The sequence below is a fragment of the Rothia sp. HMSC062H08 genome (genome assembly GCF_001810775.1).
In the GTDB taxonomy this organism is placed as follows: Bacteria; Actinomycetota; Actinomycetes; order Actinomycetales; family Micrococcaceae; genus Rothia.
The window spans coordinates 26,100-42,423 of the sequence record NZ_KV802677.1; the positions used below are offsets into that span (position 1 = coordinate 26,100).

General features: G+C 60.2%; 10 protein-coding genes. 3 read left to right on the forward strand and 7 right to left on the reverse strand.

Going from position 1 to position 16,324, the window contains the following annotated elements; translation table 11 throughout:
- Positions 1-51: 51 nt before the first annotated feature.
- The 5 genes from HMPREF2765_RS08465 to ileS all read right to left on the reverse strand — a co-directional run bounded on the left by HMPREF2765_RS08465 (position 52) and on the right by ileS (position 7,832).
- A complete protein-coding gene (locus HMPREF2765_RS08465) occupies positions 52-291 on the reverse strand; it encodes a hypothetical protein (protein ID WP_005505761.1) in 240 nt (79 codons plus the stop codon).
- 344 nt (positions 292-635) lie between these two features.
- Complete coding sequence (locus HMPREF2765_RS08470) at positions 636-1,298, reverse strand: vitamin K epoxide reductase family protein (protein ID WP_012903408.1); 663 nt, start codon at positions 1,296-1,298, stop codon at positions 636-638.
- Positions 1,299-1,633: 335 nt separating this feature from the next.
- A complete protein-coding gene (locus HMPREF2765_RS08475) occupies positions 1,634-2,311 on the reverse strand; it encodes a TenA family protein (RefSeq protein WP_070599894.1) in 678 nt (225 codons plus the stop codon).
- Positions 2,312-2,697: 386 nt separating this feature from the next.
- Positions 2,698-4,359, reverse strand: a complete 1,662-nt coding sequence (locus HMPREF2765_RS08480; protein ID WP_070605340.1) for a bifunctional folylpolyglutamate synthase/dihydrofolate synthase — start codon at positions 4,357-4,359, stop codon at positions 2,698-2,700.
- Positions 4,360-4,490: 131 nt separating this feature from the next.
- A complete protein-coding gene (gene ileS, locus HMPREF2765_RS08485; RefSeq protein WP_070605343.1) occupies positions 4,491-7,832 on the reverse strand; it encodes an isoleucine--tRNA ligase in 3,342 nt (1,113 codons plus the stop codon).
- Between the two features lie 1,459 nt (positions 7,833-9,291).
- Between ileS and HMPREF2765_RS08490 the strand changes: the two genes are divergently transcribed.
- Complete coding sequence (locus HMPREF2765_RS08490) at positions 9,292-10,218, forward strand: DUF6318 family protein (protein WP_049345590.1); 927 nt, start codon at positions 9,292-9,294, stop codon at positions 10,216-10,218.
- A 340-nt stretch (positions 10,219-10,558) separates the two neighbouring features.
- On the forward strand, positions 10,559-11,521 hold the full coding sequence (locus HMPREF2765_RS08495) for a DUF6318 family protein (RefSeq protein WP_070605346.1): 963 nt from the start codon (positions 10,559-10,561) through the stop codon (positions 11,519-11,521).
- Between the two features lie 229 nt (positions 11,522-11,750).
- Here HMPREF2765_RS08495 and cobA read toward each other — a convergent pair whose 3' ends face one another.
- Together cobA and nirB are read right to left on the reverse strand one after the other, a co-directional pair.
- On the reverse strand, positions 11,751-12,662 hold the full coding sequence (gene cobA / locus HMPREF2765_RS08500) for a uroporphyrinogen-III C-methyltransferase (protein WP_049352392.1): 912 nt from the start codon (positions 12,660-12,662) through the stop codon (positions 11,751-11,753).
- Position 12,663: 1 nt separating this feature from the next.
- Positions 12,664-15,333 carry a nitrite reductase large subunit NirB gene (gene nirB, locus HMPREF2765_RS08505; RefSeq protein WP_070605348.1) on the reverse strand — a complete coding sequence of 890 codons (2,670 nt, stop codon included), beginning with the start codon at positions 15,331-15,333 and terminating at the stop codon, positions 12,664-12,666.
- 545 nt (positions 15,334-15,878) lie between these two features.
- Between nirB and nirD the strand changes: the two genes are divergently transcribed.
- Positions 15,879-16,205, forward strand: a complete 327-nt coding sequence (nirD, locus tag HMPREF2765_RS08510; protein ID WP_070506128.1) for a nitrite reductase small subunit NirD — start codon at positions 15,879-15,881, stop codon at positions 16,203-16,205.
- The last annotated feature ends 119 nt before the right edge of the window (positions 16,206-16,324 follow it).

Below are 16,324 nucleotides of genomic sequence, written 5' to 3' on the forward strand. Positions count from 1 at the left end.
GGGCGTGCCACTACGCACCACCCGGCTTCAAAAACTTTCACAGAGGAGGGGCTAGTCCAGACCCAGCTCCGCATCGCGCGCCTCACGAGCCTGCTGAGCAAGCTTCGGGTCGGTCGGCAGGTACTCCGGACCGGAACCGGTCGCAAACGGAACGCCCAGAATGAAAACAAACGGAGAAACCACCAGCAGAATCACCCACAGCAGCGAGAAGTGACCGGCGGTCAGCAACAGCAGGGCAGTCAGAAAAATAACGGCAGCAGCGCCCATTGCGGCAATTCCGGCAGTCTTCACGGTTCTCCTCGAAGGGGTATCAAGAATCTAGTGTCCAGCAGAACGGCAGGCAGTCAACGCCGCAGGCAAACCCCGCGGACGGCTCCAGCTGACGCCGCTCAAGAATATACCTGACCATTATACGCACCGGCGCCGCCTCCCCGCTGACCGCCGCCGGCAAAGTCACCGGCGCCTCCCCCGCTACCCGGCGCCCCAGCCCGGCGTATTCTGCCCGGCACGATCAGCCCGGCGTATTCTGCGCAGCCTCACCCACCCGCAGACGCAACAACGCCCCGGCACCAACAGGCACCGGGGCGTTGCACGTTCGGGGCATCAGCCCTCAAACCAAGCTCAGAGATGAACGCTTAGCGCATCATATTCACAATGACCTCAAAGAAGCGGATCACAATAATGCCGAAAATCAGGATCAGCCACAGGCTAATCGCAAACCAGGACCAGCCGCGAGCGCTCTCACGCATCGACTGCGACGCCGGAATAACACCCGCCGAAATATTGCGGACCGTGGTCTTTACAAAAAGCGTGATGGTCATAACCCACACGATCATGCAGAACAGGCACAGGGCATTAATCTGGAACGTCGTCTGGTACCACAGCCACATAATGAAGGCGGTCGCCGCAGCCAAACCAATGTTCATGCACACCCAGAACCACTTCTTAAACTGTGCACCCGCCATGATTGCGGCACCGATAGTCACCACAATCGAGAAGCCCACCAGACCAATGAACGGGTTCGGGAAGCCGAAAGCTTCCGCCTGCGGGGTGCGCATCACCGTGCCGCAGCTGAGCAGGGCGTTGATATCGCAGACCGTGGAGTGGCCGGCATCAATGTAAATCTGCAGGCGCTCGTACACCAGAATCGCTGAAGAAATGAGTGCGATCAGGCCGGCGCCAACCAGCCAGAATCCGAGCTGTCGGTCTGAGTAGCTGCCCGGGGTTCCCGCGTGCCCGTGCTGCGCTTCTTTTTCAGCGTGGGTGGGCTCGGTAGTACTCGATGCGGCGGTACTCATACGACTCCTTTAGATAGTGTTTTACGGTGATACTCACCGGCGCGGCATAGCCAGCACCCCGGAAGCAGTACCCCATTTATCCTAGCCTCTCACATTGCTCAATAGCACGCCATTAGCTTCTACATTTACTATATGACGCCTCAGATCATGCAAATAGGCGCATTTTTGTGACGTACCTTAAACACAAAAGCCCCGGAAGGAGCCCGCAACGTAGCGGCGGGCGGGACCTTCCGGGGCATGGTGCGCATGTTTTCTATGGCATTCGCCTTATCGACGCGCGGCGGCTCCCACGGCAACTACCGTGGAGCGCACAGACGGCACGTGAGGGCAGTGCGTTAGGGCAGCGGGTGGGTGTACGACTCGTCAAAGAACTGCTGCTCCAGCTCCACCGCGCGGCTAAAGAACTCGCGGGCACGCTGCGCATCCGACGGGCCCACACGGTCCAGTTCGCGGCGCAGGAAATCAACCAGCTCACGGAACTCCGGGTAGTCGTGCAGGGTAATCCACTCGTGGTGCACAAACGATTCGGGACGCTTGGCGGGAGCCTTCGACGCCCAATCCAGGTACAGGCCCTCGCAAACCACCAGCACCGACAGGATCGCCGCGTAGCTGCCGCTAGCCGCCGCGTCGAGGAAGAGACGCTTGAAGCCGGTGGTCGCCTCCGTATCGGGCATGGAGTCACGCTGATGTTCGGTCACGCCCAGAGTCTCAAAGCAACGCAGGAAGTAGGTGTTCTCATCGCCGGCAATTTCGCCCGCGAACTTGGAGAGGCGCAGACGACCCGCGAGAGTATCAGCGTTAGCAATCGCGCCACCAATCAGGGCGAGGAAGGTATCGAGGAAACGGTAGTCCTGCACCAGGTACCCCGCCATGACCTGCGGGGCGATTGAGCCGTCAAAAAGCTCAGCAACAAAACGGTGATTCGTGGCGGAAAGCCAGGTGGCGAGGTTCTCCTGACGCAGCGTCTCCGTGAACGAATCGGTGCCGATCAAATCGTTGAAGGGTGCGGGCATGATGGGTGCCTTTCACTATGTGGCATACCGTCGCTGGTATGCGTATGTGTGCGGGTGTGTTGGTGCGGCCTCAGGCGTTGGGGCCGGCGCCTCAGCGAATATAGCACCGTGACGCCAAGGCGTGCCCGGTTTTGCGCCCCCGGTGCCCACAATTTTTCGTTATTTTCGATTTATGGGTGGGTGGAGGCGGAAGATACCGGTTGCACTCGGGCGATTGGGGTTAGGTGAGAGCCCATGGGAACACGTGAGAAATCATGCGTTCGAGTGGGAGCACGAGGGCAGAGGCGCGAAAAGGCGGGGCACAAAAAACGGGGCGCCGCTCCCCCAGCCGGTAAAACCAACTAGGGGGCGGCACCCCGCCTTCTCATCAATAACCTCAGTGGGCTTTATTCGTCTTCGGAATCATCGTCACCGAAGAAATCATCGGTGTACGAGTCACCCAGCGGCAGACCCAGCGAATCCTCCAGCGAAGAACCCGCCGCAGACTCGCCACCCAGCTCAGCCATGATGCCGTCCAGCAGCTCATCCGGCTCAGCAGAGGCAGCCGCAGCCGCAGCGGCAGCCAGAGTCGAAGCCGACGCCGCACCCGCAGAACCCGCATAAGCACCCTCGGCGCCCAGCTCATCCGGCAGCTCCTCAGCCTCAGCGCCGGGGGTCTTCGCCTGCTCATGCGCAGCCAGCAGGGTACGCGCCTCACCGATGACCGTAATCGAACCGGTAATCAGCACGCCCGCCGACTCCTGCTCGAAGAGGGCGTTCTCCATGGCGGTGGCAATCGCCTCGTCCAGGTGCTCGAACACCTCAATCGAGTCTTCGTCTAGACCAGCGTCCAGGGCGAGCTCGTGCAGACGCTCCGGCGCAATCGCACGCGGCGAATCCGACGCCGCCAAGTACAGGCGGAACGTGCCGTCCGAAGCGTCCACGTACTCTTCGCGCATGGTCTCAAACATGCCCAGAGCATCCTTCTCACCCAAAATACCGACCACGGAATGCAGGTGCGACAGCTTGAACGCCTCAGTCAGCGCAGCCGCGGAAGCACGCACGCCGTGCGGGTTGTGGCCCGCATCCAGGATGGTCAGCGGCTCGGTGCGCACAACCTCCAGACGGCCCGGCGAGCGCACCGTCTCAAACGCGGTACGCACCACGTCCTCGGGTAGCTGACGCTGACCGCCGAAGAATGCCTCCACGGCGGCGAGAGCCACCACGGCGTTCTGTGCCTGATGCGCACCGTGCAGGGACAGCGGAACATCCGGGTACTCGCCCGCCAGGCCGCGCAGGGTCAGCAGCTGACCGCCGACCGCAAGCTCACGGGAGACAACGCCGAACTCCACGCCCTCAAAGGCGAAGGATACTTCCTTCTCGCGGGCGGAGGCGAGCAGCACGTCCGCCGCTTCCGGGTCCTGTGCGGCAGAAACCAGGAAGCCGCCGGGCTTGATAATGCCGGACTTTTCGGTTGCAATCTCGGCGAGGGTTTCGCCGAGCATGTCGGTGTGGTCCAGACCAATCGGGGTGACCACGGAAACCACACCGTCGGCAACGTTCGTGGAGTCCCAGGTGCCGCCGATACCGACCTCGAGCACCACCACGTCCACCGGCTCGTCCGCGAAAATTGCGAAGGCGAGCACGGTAACGGACTCGAAGAAGGTCAGGGCGGGCTCGCCGCGGGAGGTCATCTCCGCGTCCACAATCTGCAGGTAAGGGGCGATTTCCTTCCAAATACGCACAAAGGTGGCATCCGGTACGGGCGCGCCGTTAATGCAGATACGCTCGGTGACGCTTTCGAGGTGCGGGCTGGTAAAGCGGCCCACACGCAGGTCGTGGCCGAGCAGCAGCGCCTCAATCATGCGGGCGGTGCTGGTCTTGCCGTTCGTGCCGGTGATGTGGATGACCGGCGCGGCACGGTGCACGTCGCCGAGGATTTCGACGGCGCGCGCCACAGCGTCCAGGCGCGGCGCCATCTTGTTTTCGGGTGCTCGCGCCAGCAGTTCACTGTAGACCCGCTCCACGCCCTCGGGGTCGGGAATTGCGGGGTAATTCTTCTCGCTCATTGTTCTCCTCACTGGGATAGCCGGTCGGTGCCGGCAGGGGCCCACCGTGCGGCGGGATAACCGTGCGGCGGGATAGACGACGGGCCGCCCCGCCTGTGAAGGGGGCGGGACGGCCGTACGGTTCAGGCGTTTTATGCCTTGGCTACGCTAATGCTCAGCTCGGCTGCTTCGCTCAGCTGCAGGGACACGGCGAGGGTTTCGCCGGTCACCAGTGCTTCGTTGGTGCGCAGAGCTGCCAGAGTTTCCTCCGGTGCCGCGATGCTCAGGTTGATGCGGTCCGCAACGTTCAGGTCGGCGTCCTTACGTGCCTGCTGAATAGCGCGGATGGTATCGCGGGCGATACCCTCGGCAACCAGCTCGTCGGTCAGCTCAATGTTGAGGACAAGGAAGCCACCGGGCAGAACCGCAGCTGCAGTGTGCTCAGCACCCTCAGCGTCAGCGGCAACCACGGTTGCCAGTTCGTATTCGCCTTCTTCCAGAGCCAGGCCGCCGTCCAGAGCTGCCACGCCGACCAGGACGGTACCGTCCTCGGTCACAGTCCAGTCACCGGACTTGGAAGCCTTAATGGCAACCTGCACCTGCTTGCCCAGGCGCGGACCTGCCGCACGTGCGTTGACCTTCAGCTGCTGGGAGATACCGTAGTCGGCGGGGTCGACGGTGTCGGCGCTGACCAGCTCCACCTGGCGCAGGTTCAGCTCGTCCTCGACGATGTTCGCGAAGTACTCCGCGCCCTTCTCGCCGAAAGCGGTACCCAGTGCCGCGAACTGCTCGGGTGCGATCGCCACGGTCATCTTCTGCAGCGGCTGGCGCACGCGGATCTTCTTTTCCTTGCGCAGTGCCGAACCGGCGGAGCAGACCTCACGCACGGTCTGCATGAGAGCCAGCAGGTCGGACTCGTCAGCGAAAGCGGATGCCTCGGGCCAGTCAGCCAGGTGCACGGAGCGTTCACCGGTGAGGCCGCGGTAGATTTCCTCGCTGCTGAGCGGCAGCAGGGACGCGGCGACCTTCGACACGGTCACCAGTGCGGTGTAGAGGGTGTCGAATGCGTCGGTGTCTTCGTTGAAGAAGCGCTCGCGGGAGCGGCGCACGTACCAGTTGGTCAGTGCGTCGGCGTACTGGCGCAGGGATTCGCAGGCGTTCCAGATATCGTAGGAGTCCATCGCTGCGGTGACCTGCTCGATGAGTTCGCGGGTCTTGCCGAGGATGAAGCGGTCCATCACGTGCTGCGAGTCGTACTTGAGCTTTGCGCTGTAGCCTTCACCGTTGTTGGCGGCGTTAGCGTACAGGGCGAAGAAGTGGTAGACGTTCCACAGCGGCAGCATGACCTGGCGAACACCCTCGCGGATGCCCTGCTCGGTCACGATCAGGTTGCCGCCACGCAGGATCGGGGAGGACATCAGGAACCAGCGCATTGCATCGGAGCCGTCGCGGTCGAGGACCTCGGAGACGTCCGGGTAGTTACGCAGGGACTTGGACATCTTCTGACCGTCCGAGCCGAGCACAATACCGTGGCTGATGACGTTCTTGAACGCGGGGCGGTCGAAGAGTGCGGTCGCCAGTACGTGCAGCACGTAGAACCAGCCGCGGGTCTGACCGATGTACTCGACGATGAAATCTGCCGGGTAGTGGTTCTCGAACCATTCCTGGTTCTCGAAGGGGTAGTGCACCTGCGCGTAGGGCATGGAGCCGGAGTCGAACCAGACGTCGAGCACGTCTTCCACGCGGCGCATGGTGGACTTGCCGGTCGGGTCGTCCGGGTTCGGGCGGGTCAGCTCGTCAATGTACGGGCGGTGCAGGTCGGGTTCGCCGTCCTTGTTCAGGGGCAGGCGGCCGAAGTCTGCCTTGAGCTCTTCGAGGGAGCCGTACACGTCCATGCGCGGGTAGTTCGGGTCGTCCGAAACCCACACGGGGATCGGGGAGCCCCAGAAGCGGTTACGGGAGATGGACCAGTCGCGTGCGTTCTCAACCCACTTGCCGAACTGGCCGTACTTCACGTTTTCCGGGATCCAGTTGATCTGCTTGTTCAGCTCGTACATGCGGTCCTTGAAGTCGGTGACCTTCACGTACCAGGAGGTGATTGCACGGTAGATGAGCGGGGTACGGCAGCGCCAGCAGTGCGGGTAGGAGTGCACGTAGGACTTCTCGCGGATCAGCACATCGTCTGCCTTGAGAGCGTTGATGATGGTGCGGTTCGCGTCGAATGCCTGCACGCCTGCAATCTCAGCCAGGGCGGTGGAGCCGGAGGCGGTAGGCTTGGCGAAGAGGTTCAGGAACTTTGCGCCTTCGTCGAGGGAGAGGATCACGGGGATGCCGTAGCCTTCACAGACCTTCTGGTCGTCTTCACCGTAGGCGGGTGCCTGGTGGACGATGCCGGTACCGTCACCGGTGGTGACGTAGTCGGCGACGAGAATCTGCCAGGAGGTTTCGGTGCCCCACTTTTCGGCGTCTACGAAGTAGTCCCAGAGCGGGGTGTAGCGTACGTGCTCGAGCTGGGAGCCGGTGTAGCGTGCGGTGACGGCTGCGTCTGCGTCCTTTTCGGGCTGGTCGCCTTCGTAGCCGAGATCCTTGGCGTAGGAGCCGAGCAGCTCGGAGGCAATCAGGAAGGAGCGGCCCTCAAACTTGCCCGCGCCGGGCACGACGGAGTATTCAATCTCGGGTCCAACGGCGAGCGCCTGGTTGGTGGGCAGGGTCCAGGGGGTGGTGGTCCATGCGAGTGCTTCGACGCCGTCGAGTTCTGCGGCGACCTTCTCGTCAGCGCCGAGGGCGGTGTCTGCGGTGAGGCGGAATGCGACGGTGACGGTCTGGTCCTGGCGGTCCTTGTACACGTCGTCGTCCATGCGCAGCTCGTGGTTGGAGAGGGGGGTCTCGTCCTTCCAGCAGTAGGGCAGCACGCGGAAGCCCTGGTAGGTCAGGCCCTTATCGTAGAGGCGCTTGAACGCCCAGATGACGGACTCCATGTACTCGACGTTCAGGGTCTTGTAGTCGTTTTCGAAGTCGACCCAGCGTGCCTGGCGGGTGACGTACTTTTCCCACTCGTTGGTGTACTTGAGCACGGATGCGCGGGCAGCGTCGTTGAAGTTGTCGATGCCCATTTCGAGGATTTCGCGCTTGTCGGTCATGCCGAGCTGCTTCATTGCCTCGAGTTCTGCGGGCAGGCCGTGGGTGTCCCAGCCGAAGCGGCGTTCTACCTTGTGGCCGCGCTGAGTCTGGTAACGTGCGACGAGGTCCTTGGCGTAGCCGGTGAGCAGGTGGCCGTAGTGGGGCAGGCCGTTAGCGAAGGGAGGGCCGTCGTAGAAGACGAATTCGTTTTCGCCGTTTTCGCCTGCGGGGCGGTTCTCGACGGATGCGGAGAAGGTGTTGTCCTTCTTCCAGTAGTCGAGGACTGCCTCTTCGAGTGCGGGGAACTTGGGCGATGCGGTGACGCCGCTTCCTGCGGCTTCGAAGGCGCTCGCCTTGGGGTAAACATGGGACATGTGTTTGTGCGCCCTTATCTGTTGTTCTCAACGCTGAGAGGTTGGGGCGACAGGGTACGTAGCACTCGTCGTCCCACCGTTTCAGCGGGTGAGGATTGACATGACGGGTGCAAGGACGCCTGGGCATCGCTGACTTGCCCGGGTTGTGCCGGGGTCGGGATGCGGCGCGGTACCACCTTGCTTACTGATTTAACAGCTCAACGCACCGAACCCTCCCGGGGCTACGTGGCGTCGCGTGTCCGCGATACCTAGCCACCGGAAGAGCGGCGCGTTGGGCGGGTATCAGTCGCTTATTACAGCTATATCGGGCTTAACCGTCCGGTTCTACTGGGACTACATCTCTTCCGCTAAGACACCCTCGCCGCAGCGATTGGCGGGTGCCCGCAGGTGCGGTCCGTTCTTCCGAATTGCTCGCCGGTGATGGCCGGGTCGTTGCAAACACTAATAGTTTATGTGGCTTTTGTGTCTGTATGCAACCCCGCAGGGTGTGGGTTTGAACAGCACTTTTCAGATGCGCCGATGCCGAGGGCGTAAAACAGAATGGTTCTTCGTTCGGCGATATTTAGAGCGAGTAGGGGGCTTAAGGGGTCTTGCCTCACCCTGCACTCGGGCGTGTTTAAGGATGTATGTTTTTACATTCCCCCAGTGTTGCTTTAAGTGGGTTTCAATTTTTTCGAGGGAGTCCATGGGATTGCAGTCAGTGCAACCACAAGATATGGGGTGAACACCGATGTAATTCCACTAGATATTCACCCCTGCACGTTTTCATCTCTTCAACACCCCGTGTGGGAACCGGTTTTTCTGAATGATTCAGCAATGCATAGCGGGTGAATAGAGTGCATATTTGGGGATTACCGAACGGGTTTCCCCTTATTGAATCGGGTATTTCTCCTGAACTACTGAAGGCCTCCTCGCATTCAGAAGGTTGATCCGATCCCTCCCCTATCCCCCATTTTTTGCAAACACTGGGACGAGGCTCTTTCGTTTTTTAGGCCATAAATATGATTGAAATCACTTAATTTAACATACGTGCCGCCTCTCACCGAAGCGCCCACTCCCATCAAATAGCTCCCCATCGACAGAGCATAGTCACAATACTTTACGGTGATTGATATCTTGAGTGATCCATAGACTCACAGAGATTACTAAGGTGTATTTTCGTGCATTTTGAATTCAAAATAGTCTAAAATGAATCGTGCAACACATCAATGATGATTCGATAGCATCTACCCTCTCACCGGAGTGTGAACATAGCAGTCTCAAAGATGAGTTCACCGCGTATCCGTTCGCTCCACCAGCAGCATGTACGCGCCCGAGGTCACTTCCGGATGTGGACTGAAACCGCGGCATTTGCCTGAAGTTTTACCCCCTTTCACGACCTCACCCAACACGCCATACAACCACGCGCCCGCCGCCGGGTGCCCCGAGCCCGCCTCGGGAATAATCAAGGAGTTCACCGATGCTCTCACCCTCTTCGAGCACCCGTTCCGTTGCTTCCCGCCTAATGAGCCGCCGCGCCCTACTGCTCGGTGGCGCGGCAACCCTCATGGCTGGTTGCGCCTCCGACATTCGCCCGTTGAGCGAAGAAGCAAAAGCTAAGATCGGTTCCCCCACCCCGTCCGCGAGCGCTTCCGCTTCTGCATCTAGTTCGCCGTCTGCTACCGCTACTTCCTCGGCGACCGCATCAGCAAGCGCTAAGAGCAGCTCGTCCAGCGCGGCACGCGTACCCGTATCTGAGGACGCACTCGTTGAGGGTTGGGAAAAGTACCCCGGTCCCCTGAAGCTGACCGGCGAATACATGGGCGAGTACCAGCCCGCAACGGATTCTTCCCCTGCGAAGAACGTACCTAAGCCCCTCAAGACCGTTCCGCACCGTGAGGAACCAACGTTCCAGGGCGCCTACGAGACCTTGCGCGCATACTACAGCGCACAGATTACCGCACTCAAGGATGGCCGCTATGCAGATCAGGCGATTGAGCTGACCTACCCGGCAGACAAGAGCGCCATCGACGAGGTCAAGGCGGTCAAGGAACTGTATGAGCAGAACGGCTGGTACATGGACTTCACGTGCAGCATTTCCATGCGGAATACGGAGCCTCGAACCGCCCTGAAGAACGGTGACGGCTATGTAGAAATCATGATAGACGCCAAGTATTCTGCCACCGCCATCCATCAGCCGGACGGCTCCGAACGCAAGATACCGGCGATTACTCAGGTAGCCATTCCGCACGTGATGCTCTACACCGAGGGTAAGTGGTGGCGAATCGGCAACGACTATCTGAATGGCGGCAAGGGCTCTTCCGATTCTTCCGACTCTTCTAGTTCCGGAGGTTCCGGTTCCGCTGGTTCTAGCGGTTCTTCGGGTCGCGGCTCCACTAAGGTCTAAATCCGCAGGGGTCTAATACCCCCGGTCGAGAGCCGCCCCATCTCACCAATTTCATACGCGCTAGCCCAAAGTCGTTGAGGCACAGTTCCCCCTGCACCTCACCGACTTTGGGTTATTGTGCCTTAAAGACAATGTCCAGGGTTTTTTGACGAAGTTTTAAAACCAGTCTTCTATAGTAAGAAGTGGATACTTCATACCGCCGCAGTTCACGCTCCGGCGCACCCGTATCCCGGTACCCCCTGTGTACCGCGCACCATACAAAACGATGAGGCGGATCCTTTCGTACGCATCACAGCGTTGTGAAGCGAGCTACCTCAATCAACCACTTTCAGGAGATACCATGTCCTTCCGGCCGAGTGCACACGCCAGCTTCTCTGCTAACGACCGAAACGGATTGACCCGCCGCACCGTCCTTTTTGGCGGTCTGACCGCCGGCGCTTTCGCCCTGGCAGGATGCGCCTTCAACAAGGATATTCGCCCCACCGGTACCGGCGACACTTTCTCCGGCTCCCCGAGCGCCTCCGCCTCCCCCTCGGCGTCTGCGTCGGCTTCGCCTTCTGAGTCTGCCTCGGCTTCGGCATCCGCTTCGTCTTCGTCCTCGTCAAGCCGTAACAGCGCGAAGATTATTCCGTCCGACGAGTTCTTGAAGGACTATAAGAAGTACATTGGCGACGTCAAGTACGAGTACAAGCCCGCCATTGCGCACTATGTTGAGCCGACCGACACCTCCCCCGCGAAGAACGTCCCAATCCCGGTCATTGATACGGTGGCTCAGCGTACCGTCTCCCTCGAAGGTGCCTACAAGACCCTGGCTGCTTACCAGAGCGCGTACATTGCCGCGATGTACAACGGCGACCTGCAGTACCTCAAGGGACTGGTCCACGGCGCTGACAGCGGTCTGGTCAACAACCTGAAGGCTATCGCTAAGCTCTACGCTGCGGGCGGTTGGACTAAGGACTACGAGAGCAAGCTGAGCATCCGTGACGATCTCGATGCGAAGGCTCTTGCCTCTTCCGATTTGGCTGTTGTGGCGTTCCCCTGCCGGGATGTTGTCAAGGAATACACCATCTACCAGAAGGGCACGGGTGAGCCTCAGAAGGCAAGCACCCTGGATGTCGTGATTTACGTGGTGTACGCCGAGGGCAAGTGGCGCGTGACCAGCCGCGAGTACTTTGTGTCGGAGTACAGCGACCGATTCCGCAAGGTCTTTGAGGGTCCCTCCTCATCGGCTTCGGCAAGCAAGTCCAGTGGTGGCGGCTCCGGTAGCTCTAGTTCCGGTAGCAGCAGCGATTTCAAGATCTAGGCGCTGAGACTCTAAACTCCAAGATTAGGATTTGAGCGCAGCACCCCTGACGAAAGCGGGGCGGGTATCAACTGATACCCGCCCCGCTTTCGTATGTTTTTGTGCCGCTGTTTTTGCTCCGCGGCGCTCCCGGCGTAGCAATATAACCCGGCACAGCAACAGCCCCGCCCCTTGGCAACTAGGAAAACCAAGGATGCGGGGCCGTGCAATACTATCTGGCGCACCGCCTCTAGGAGGTGGAACGCTCACGCAGACGCTCGTGAACCTCGCTCACAAAGCGGTTCTGATTATCGCGAGCATAATGCACGACCTCACCGATGACGGTAATAGCCGGCGCCTTAACCGATGCGCAATCTACCTGAGCGTTCTCAAGGGTCGTGACAGTCACGCGCTCCTTCTCAGAGAAACCGTTCTCAATGGTTGCCAGCGGCGTGTCAGCCTCAATCCCACGAGAGAGCAGAGACGCCACCGTATCGGGCAGGGTACGAACGCCCATCAGCAGCACCACGGTGCCCTGGGCACGCAGGGTCGCCTCAACCGCCGACACTTCGGTCTCCGACAGGCCGGAGTGACCAGAAATGACGGTGAAAATCGAGGATACCTTACGCAGGGTCACCGGAATCGCAGCACGCGCAGGAACCGCAATGGCGCTGGTAATGCCGGGGATAACCTCAGCCTCCAGGCCGGCGGCGATGCACGCATCCAGCTCTTCAGCGCCGCGACCGTACACGTACGGGTCGCCGCCCTTCAAACGCACCACGGTCTTACCCGAGAGCGCGTAATCAATCATGAGCTGCTGAATGCGGGACTGCGGAACAGCGTGCTTACCGGGAACCTTGCCCACATCAACGATGAGGGCGTTCGGTGCGTACTCGCCGTACTCCTGCGGGGCGAGGTGATCCAGAAGGACCACGTCCGCCTCGCTCAGGGCACGTGCCGCACGCAGGGTCAGCAGGTCAGCGGCACCGGGGCCGCCACCCACAATGTAGACCTTGCCGGGGTTCTCAGCAGGCTCGCCGGGCAGAAGAATGCCGCGTTCCGTCACGCTATCGTCCAGGCTGTGCCCGGGCGCCCCGCCCGCGAGTACTTCGTCGATAGTGGCGAACTCGCGGGGCGGGAACGGAGGAATCTTCGGGCACATACTATGCTGCCGGGACCGGGTTGAGGTCACTGGGCTTACCCACGGGAATCTTGGTACCGGTCAGCAGGACGGTGTCGGACTCGCCAGCTTCTGCCGCCGCAATTTCCTCGGGGGTTGCGGGGCGAATCTGCTCGCGCTCCAGCACGTACAGGTGCGAACCCTCGTCGCTGCCGTTGGGCTCGTTGATGAAGGCACGGAAGCGGCGCAGGCGGCGCTCGTCACGCAGGGTTGCTGCCCACTCGTCCTCGTAAGAGTCAACGTGACGCTGCATGTCGCGCTCCAGGTCCTCGCACACGCCCAGGGAGTCCTCAATGAGGACGGACTGCAGGTGTGCCAGACCGTCGCCGTGCTCCTCATCCAGGTCCTCAAGCCAGCGAGCGGTACGCTGCAGCTTGTCTGCGGTACGGATGTAGTACATCAGGTAGCGGTCAATGTAGCGGATGATGTCCTCGCTGGAGGCGTCCTTGACGAAGAGACGACCGTGAGCGGGGTTTGCACCACCGTTACCACCCAGGTACAGGTTCCAGCCGTTGGTGGTTGCAATCAGACCAACGTCCTTACCCTGTGCCTCAGCACATTCACGGTTACAACCGGAAACGCCGAACTTGAACTTGTGCGGGGAACGCAGACCGCGGTAACGGTTCTCCAGCTGAATTGCCATACCGGTGGAGTCCTGAACACCGAAGCGGCACCAGGTCGAACCCATGCAGGACTTCACGTTACGCAGGGACTTACCGTATGCCTGACCGGACTCGAAGCCGGCATCCACCAGACGCTCCCAAATGTAGGGCAGCTGCTCCAGGCGAGCACCGAACATACCGATACGCTGCGCACCGGTAATCTTCACGTACAGGCCGAACTCTTCAGCAACCTCAGCGATGACACCCAGCTTCTTAGCGGGAATCTCACCTGCGGGAATACGCGGAACGACGGAGTAGGTACCGTTCTTCTGCATGTTCGCCAGTGCGCGGTCGTTGGTCTCCTGAATACCACCGCGGCCTGCGTCCAGGACGTAGGAGTTGCGGAAGGAGGAGAGAATCGACGCAACGGTCGGCTTACAGATTGCACAGCCGTCGCCACCGCGGCCGAAGCGTGCCAGAACGGAGTCAAAGTCGTCCAGGTTGGTCAGGCGCACAGCCTCAGCCAGCTCTGCACGGGAGAAGTCGAAGTGCTCACACAGTGCCTTGGAGACGGTCAGACCCATCTTCTTCATCTGCTGTTCCAGAGTCTTCTGTAGCATCGGAACACAGGAACCGCACTGGGTACCCGCGGTGGTGCAGGACTTCAGCGATGCAACATCGTGGTTGCCGTCTGCGATAGCCTCACGGACGGCACCGAAGCTGATGTTGTTGCAGGAACACAGGATTGCGTCGTCGGGCAGTTCGGTGTCGGGGATGCCGTCGCCGCCGCCAGCTGCGGTCAGGTAAACGTTCGGTTCAGCGGGCAGTTCGCGGCCGAGCAGGGGCTTGAGGGAGTCGAAGGGAGCGGTGTCACCGACGAACACGCCACCGAGCAGGGTCTTTGCGTCGCCGCTGGTCACGATCTTCTGGTACATACCGCGTGCGGGGTCTGCGAACAGAACCTCGAGGCAGCCCTCGGTGGTGCCGCGGCGGTCACCGAAGCCAGCCACCTGAACGCCGGAGAACTTCAGCTTGGTTGCGATGTCGAACTCTTCAACCTGAGCTTCTTCGTTGTCGTTGAGCAGGTTAGCTGCCACAGCATCAGCCATAGCGTTAGCCGGTGCGACCAGACCCCAGGTGCGGCCCAGCACGCAGGCGACCTCACCGATAGCCCAAATGTGCTCGTCGGAGGAGTGGCATGCGTCGTTGACGAGAATACCGCCGCGCTCGCCCAGTGCCAGGTCGGCGTCGCGTGCCAGCTCGTCGTTGGGGCGAATACCGGCACCGAAGACCACCATGTCGGCGGGCAGGGTGCGGATTTCTGCATCCTCAGAGGGAGAATCTGCGATGGAGACGGAGACGACGTTGCCGTCAGCATCCTTGTTGATGCCGGAGATGTACACGCCGGTCTCAATCTCAATGCCGGTTGCCTTAATCTGGGCGTTCACGGCGTAACCGCCACCCTGGTCAACCTCAACGGAAAGCAGCCAGGGAGCCACATCCAGGATGGTGGGCTCTGCGCCCAGGTCCTTCAGACCCTCAGCTGCTTCGAGGCCGAGCAGACCGCCACCGACGACAATACCGCGGGGTGCGCGGCCGAGGGTGTCCTGCAGGCGGTTAACCTCGGAGACCATGTTCTTCACGTCGTCAATGGTGCGGAAGACGTGTGCAGCGTCCGAGTTAAGAATGGGGATACGAACCGCGCGGGAACCGGTTGCGAAGACCAGCACATCGTAGGGGTACTCGTTGCCCTCGGTGTCGGTAACAACGCGGCGGGTGCGGTCAAGCTTCTCTGCGTGGCAGTTGTTGACCAGGTTGATGTTCTCTGCATTCCACAGTTCGGGGTCACCGAGGGTCAGGTCCTTCTCGGTGTCCTTGAAAATCTTCTCGATAGCAACGCGGTCGTAGGGGATGTAGGGCTCATCGTTGAGGACGGTGATGGTGTCCGCTGCGCGACCGGCAGCTTCAGCGCCTTCGTGGTACGCGCGTACAAAACGCCACGCAGCGGGGCCTGCGCCGACAACGAGAATGTTGCGGGGGGTGTGCGACATGGATTTTCCTTCCTAGTTGTAATGCAGGTAGTTCATGGCACTTATCTACCCTCAGTGTGCGGCTGGATCGTGCCCGGCATTGGAACTCCTAGTTTCCGTACCGTTGGGCTCGTACCTGATGCGTACCGAGTAGTTGGAGCGCCCGCTTCTTTAGAATGCATCTGAAAATTACGAAACATTTTTGTGTGGGATTATGTTGTTTTCTTCAGGCAGTCAAAAGGCGTTTTAAACTACGACTTTTATCGTACACTCTAGCGCGGGGTCGAGGCATCGAAAATCCGCATTTTTTGGGAAAATTTTCTAAAAAATCCGCGGAATATCGGGCTGAAATAGGGTATTCTTACCTTACCTGAAATTAAATTAGGTAAGGCTAATCTACAAAAATCAGGCTTGAGTTTTAGGGTAAAAATAACCTTTAGCACCCTCCGCGTGCCCCATTTCCAAATGTGGGTTTCATAAGGTAAACTCCAAACAAAGAACACACGAACCGCTATTGTGTCCTGCACCCCGCGCGGCGCAGACCACCACTTCGAAAGGAAACCCCCATGGCTGAGAACTGGGTACGCATCTGCGCCGAATCTGACCTCGAAGAAAACTGGGGTGAAGTCGCCCTGATCGACGGCTACCAGTACGCCATCTACAAGACCAAGCACGGCATCTTCGCCGGCGACCACCTCGACCCGCACAGCCAGGCACTGGTCCTCGCACGCGGCATCGTCGGTGAAAAGAACGGCAACCCCACCATCACCTCCCCCCTCTACAAGGAGGTCTACGACCTGACCACCGGCGAGTGCGTCTCTGACCCCTCCTACTCCATCAAGGTCTACCCCGTAGAGGTCCGCGACGGCGACGTCTACCTCAAGACCGCCTAAGCACTCAGCCGTCTACGGCTCTCAAACACAGCAACACAAAAACCTCGGGAACATAACGTCCCGAGGTTTTTTGTATGGGTTTTCAGAAGCCTCTCATCAGGCGAGTGAACAGCGAGCGC

Excerpts from the sequence above, each read along its gene's own strand:
- HMPREF2765_RS08470 (WP_012903408.1), bottom strand. The coding sequence starts at position 1,298 with ATGAGTACCGCCGCATCGAGTACTACCGAGCCCACCCACGCTGAAAAA.
- HMPREF2765_RS08475 (WP_070599894.1), bottom strand. The coding sequence starts at position 2,311 with ATGCCCGCACCCTTCAACGATTTGATCGGCACCGATTCGTTCACGGAG.
- HMPREF2765_RS08490 (WP_049345590.1), top strand. The coding sequence starts at position 9,292 with ATGCTCTCACCCTCTTCGAGCACCCGTTCCGTTGCTTCCCGCCTAATG.
- cobA (WP_049352392.1), bottom strand. The coding sequence starts at position 12,662 with ATGTGCCCGAAGATTCCTCCGTTCCCGCCCCGCGAGTTCGCCACTATC.
- nirB (WP_070605348.1), bottom strand. The coding sequence starts at position 15,333 with ATGTCGCACACCCCCCGCAACATTCTCGTTGTCGGCGCAGGCCCCGCT.
- nirD (WP_070506128.1), top strand. The coding sequence starts at position 15,879 with ATGGCTGAGAACTGGGTACGCATCTGCGCCGAATCTGACCTCGAAGAA.
- HMPREF2765_RS08495 (WP_070605346.1), top strand. The coding sequence starts at position 10,559 with ATGTCCTTCCGGCCGAGTGCACACGCCAGCTTCTCTGCTAACGACCGA.
- ileS (WP_070605343.1), bottom strand. The coding sequence starts at position 7,832 with ATGTCCCATGTTTACCCCAAGGCGAGCGCCTTCGAAGCCGCAGGAAGC.
- HMPREF2765_RS08480 (WP_070605340.1), bottom strand. The coding sequence starts at position 4,359 with ATGAGCGAGAAGAATTACCCCGCAATTCCCGACCCCGAGGGCGTGGAG.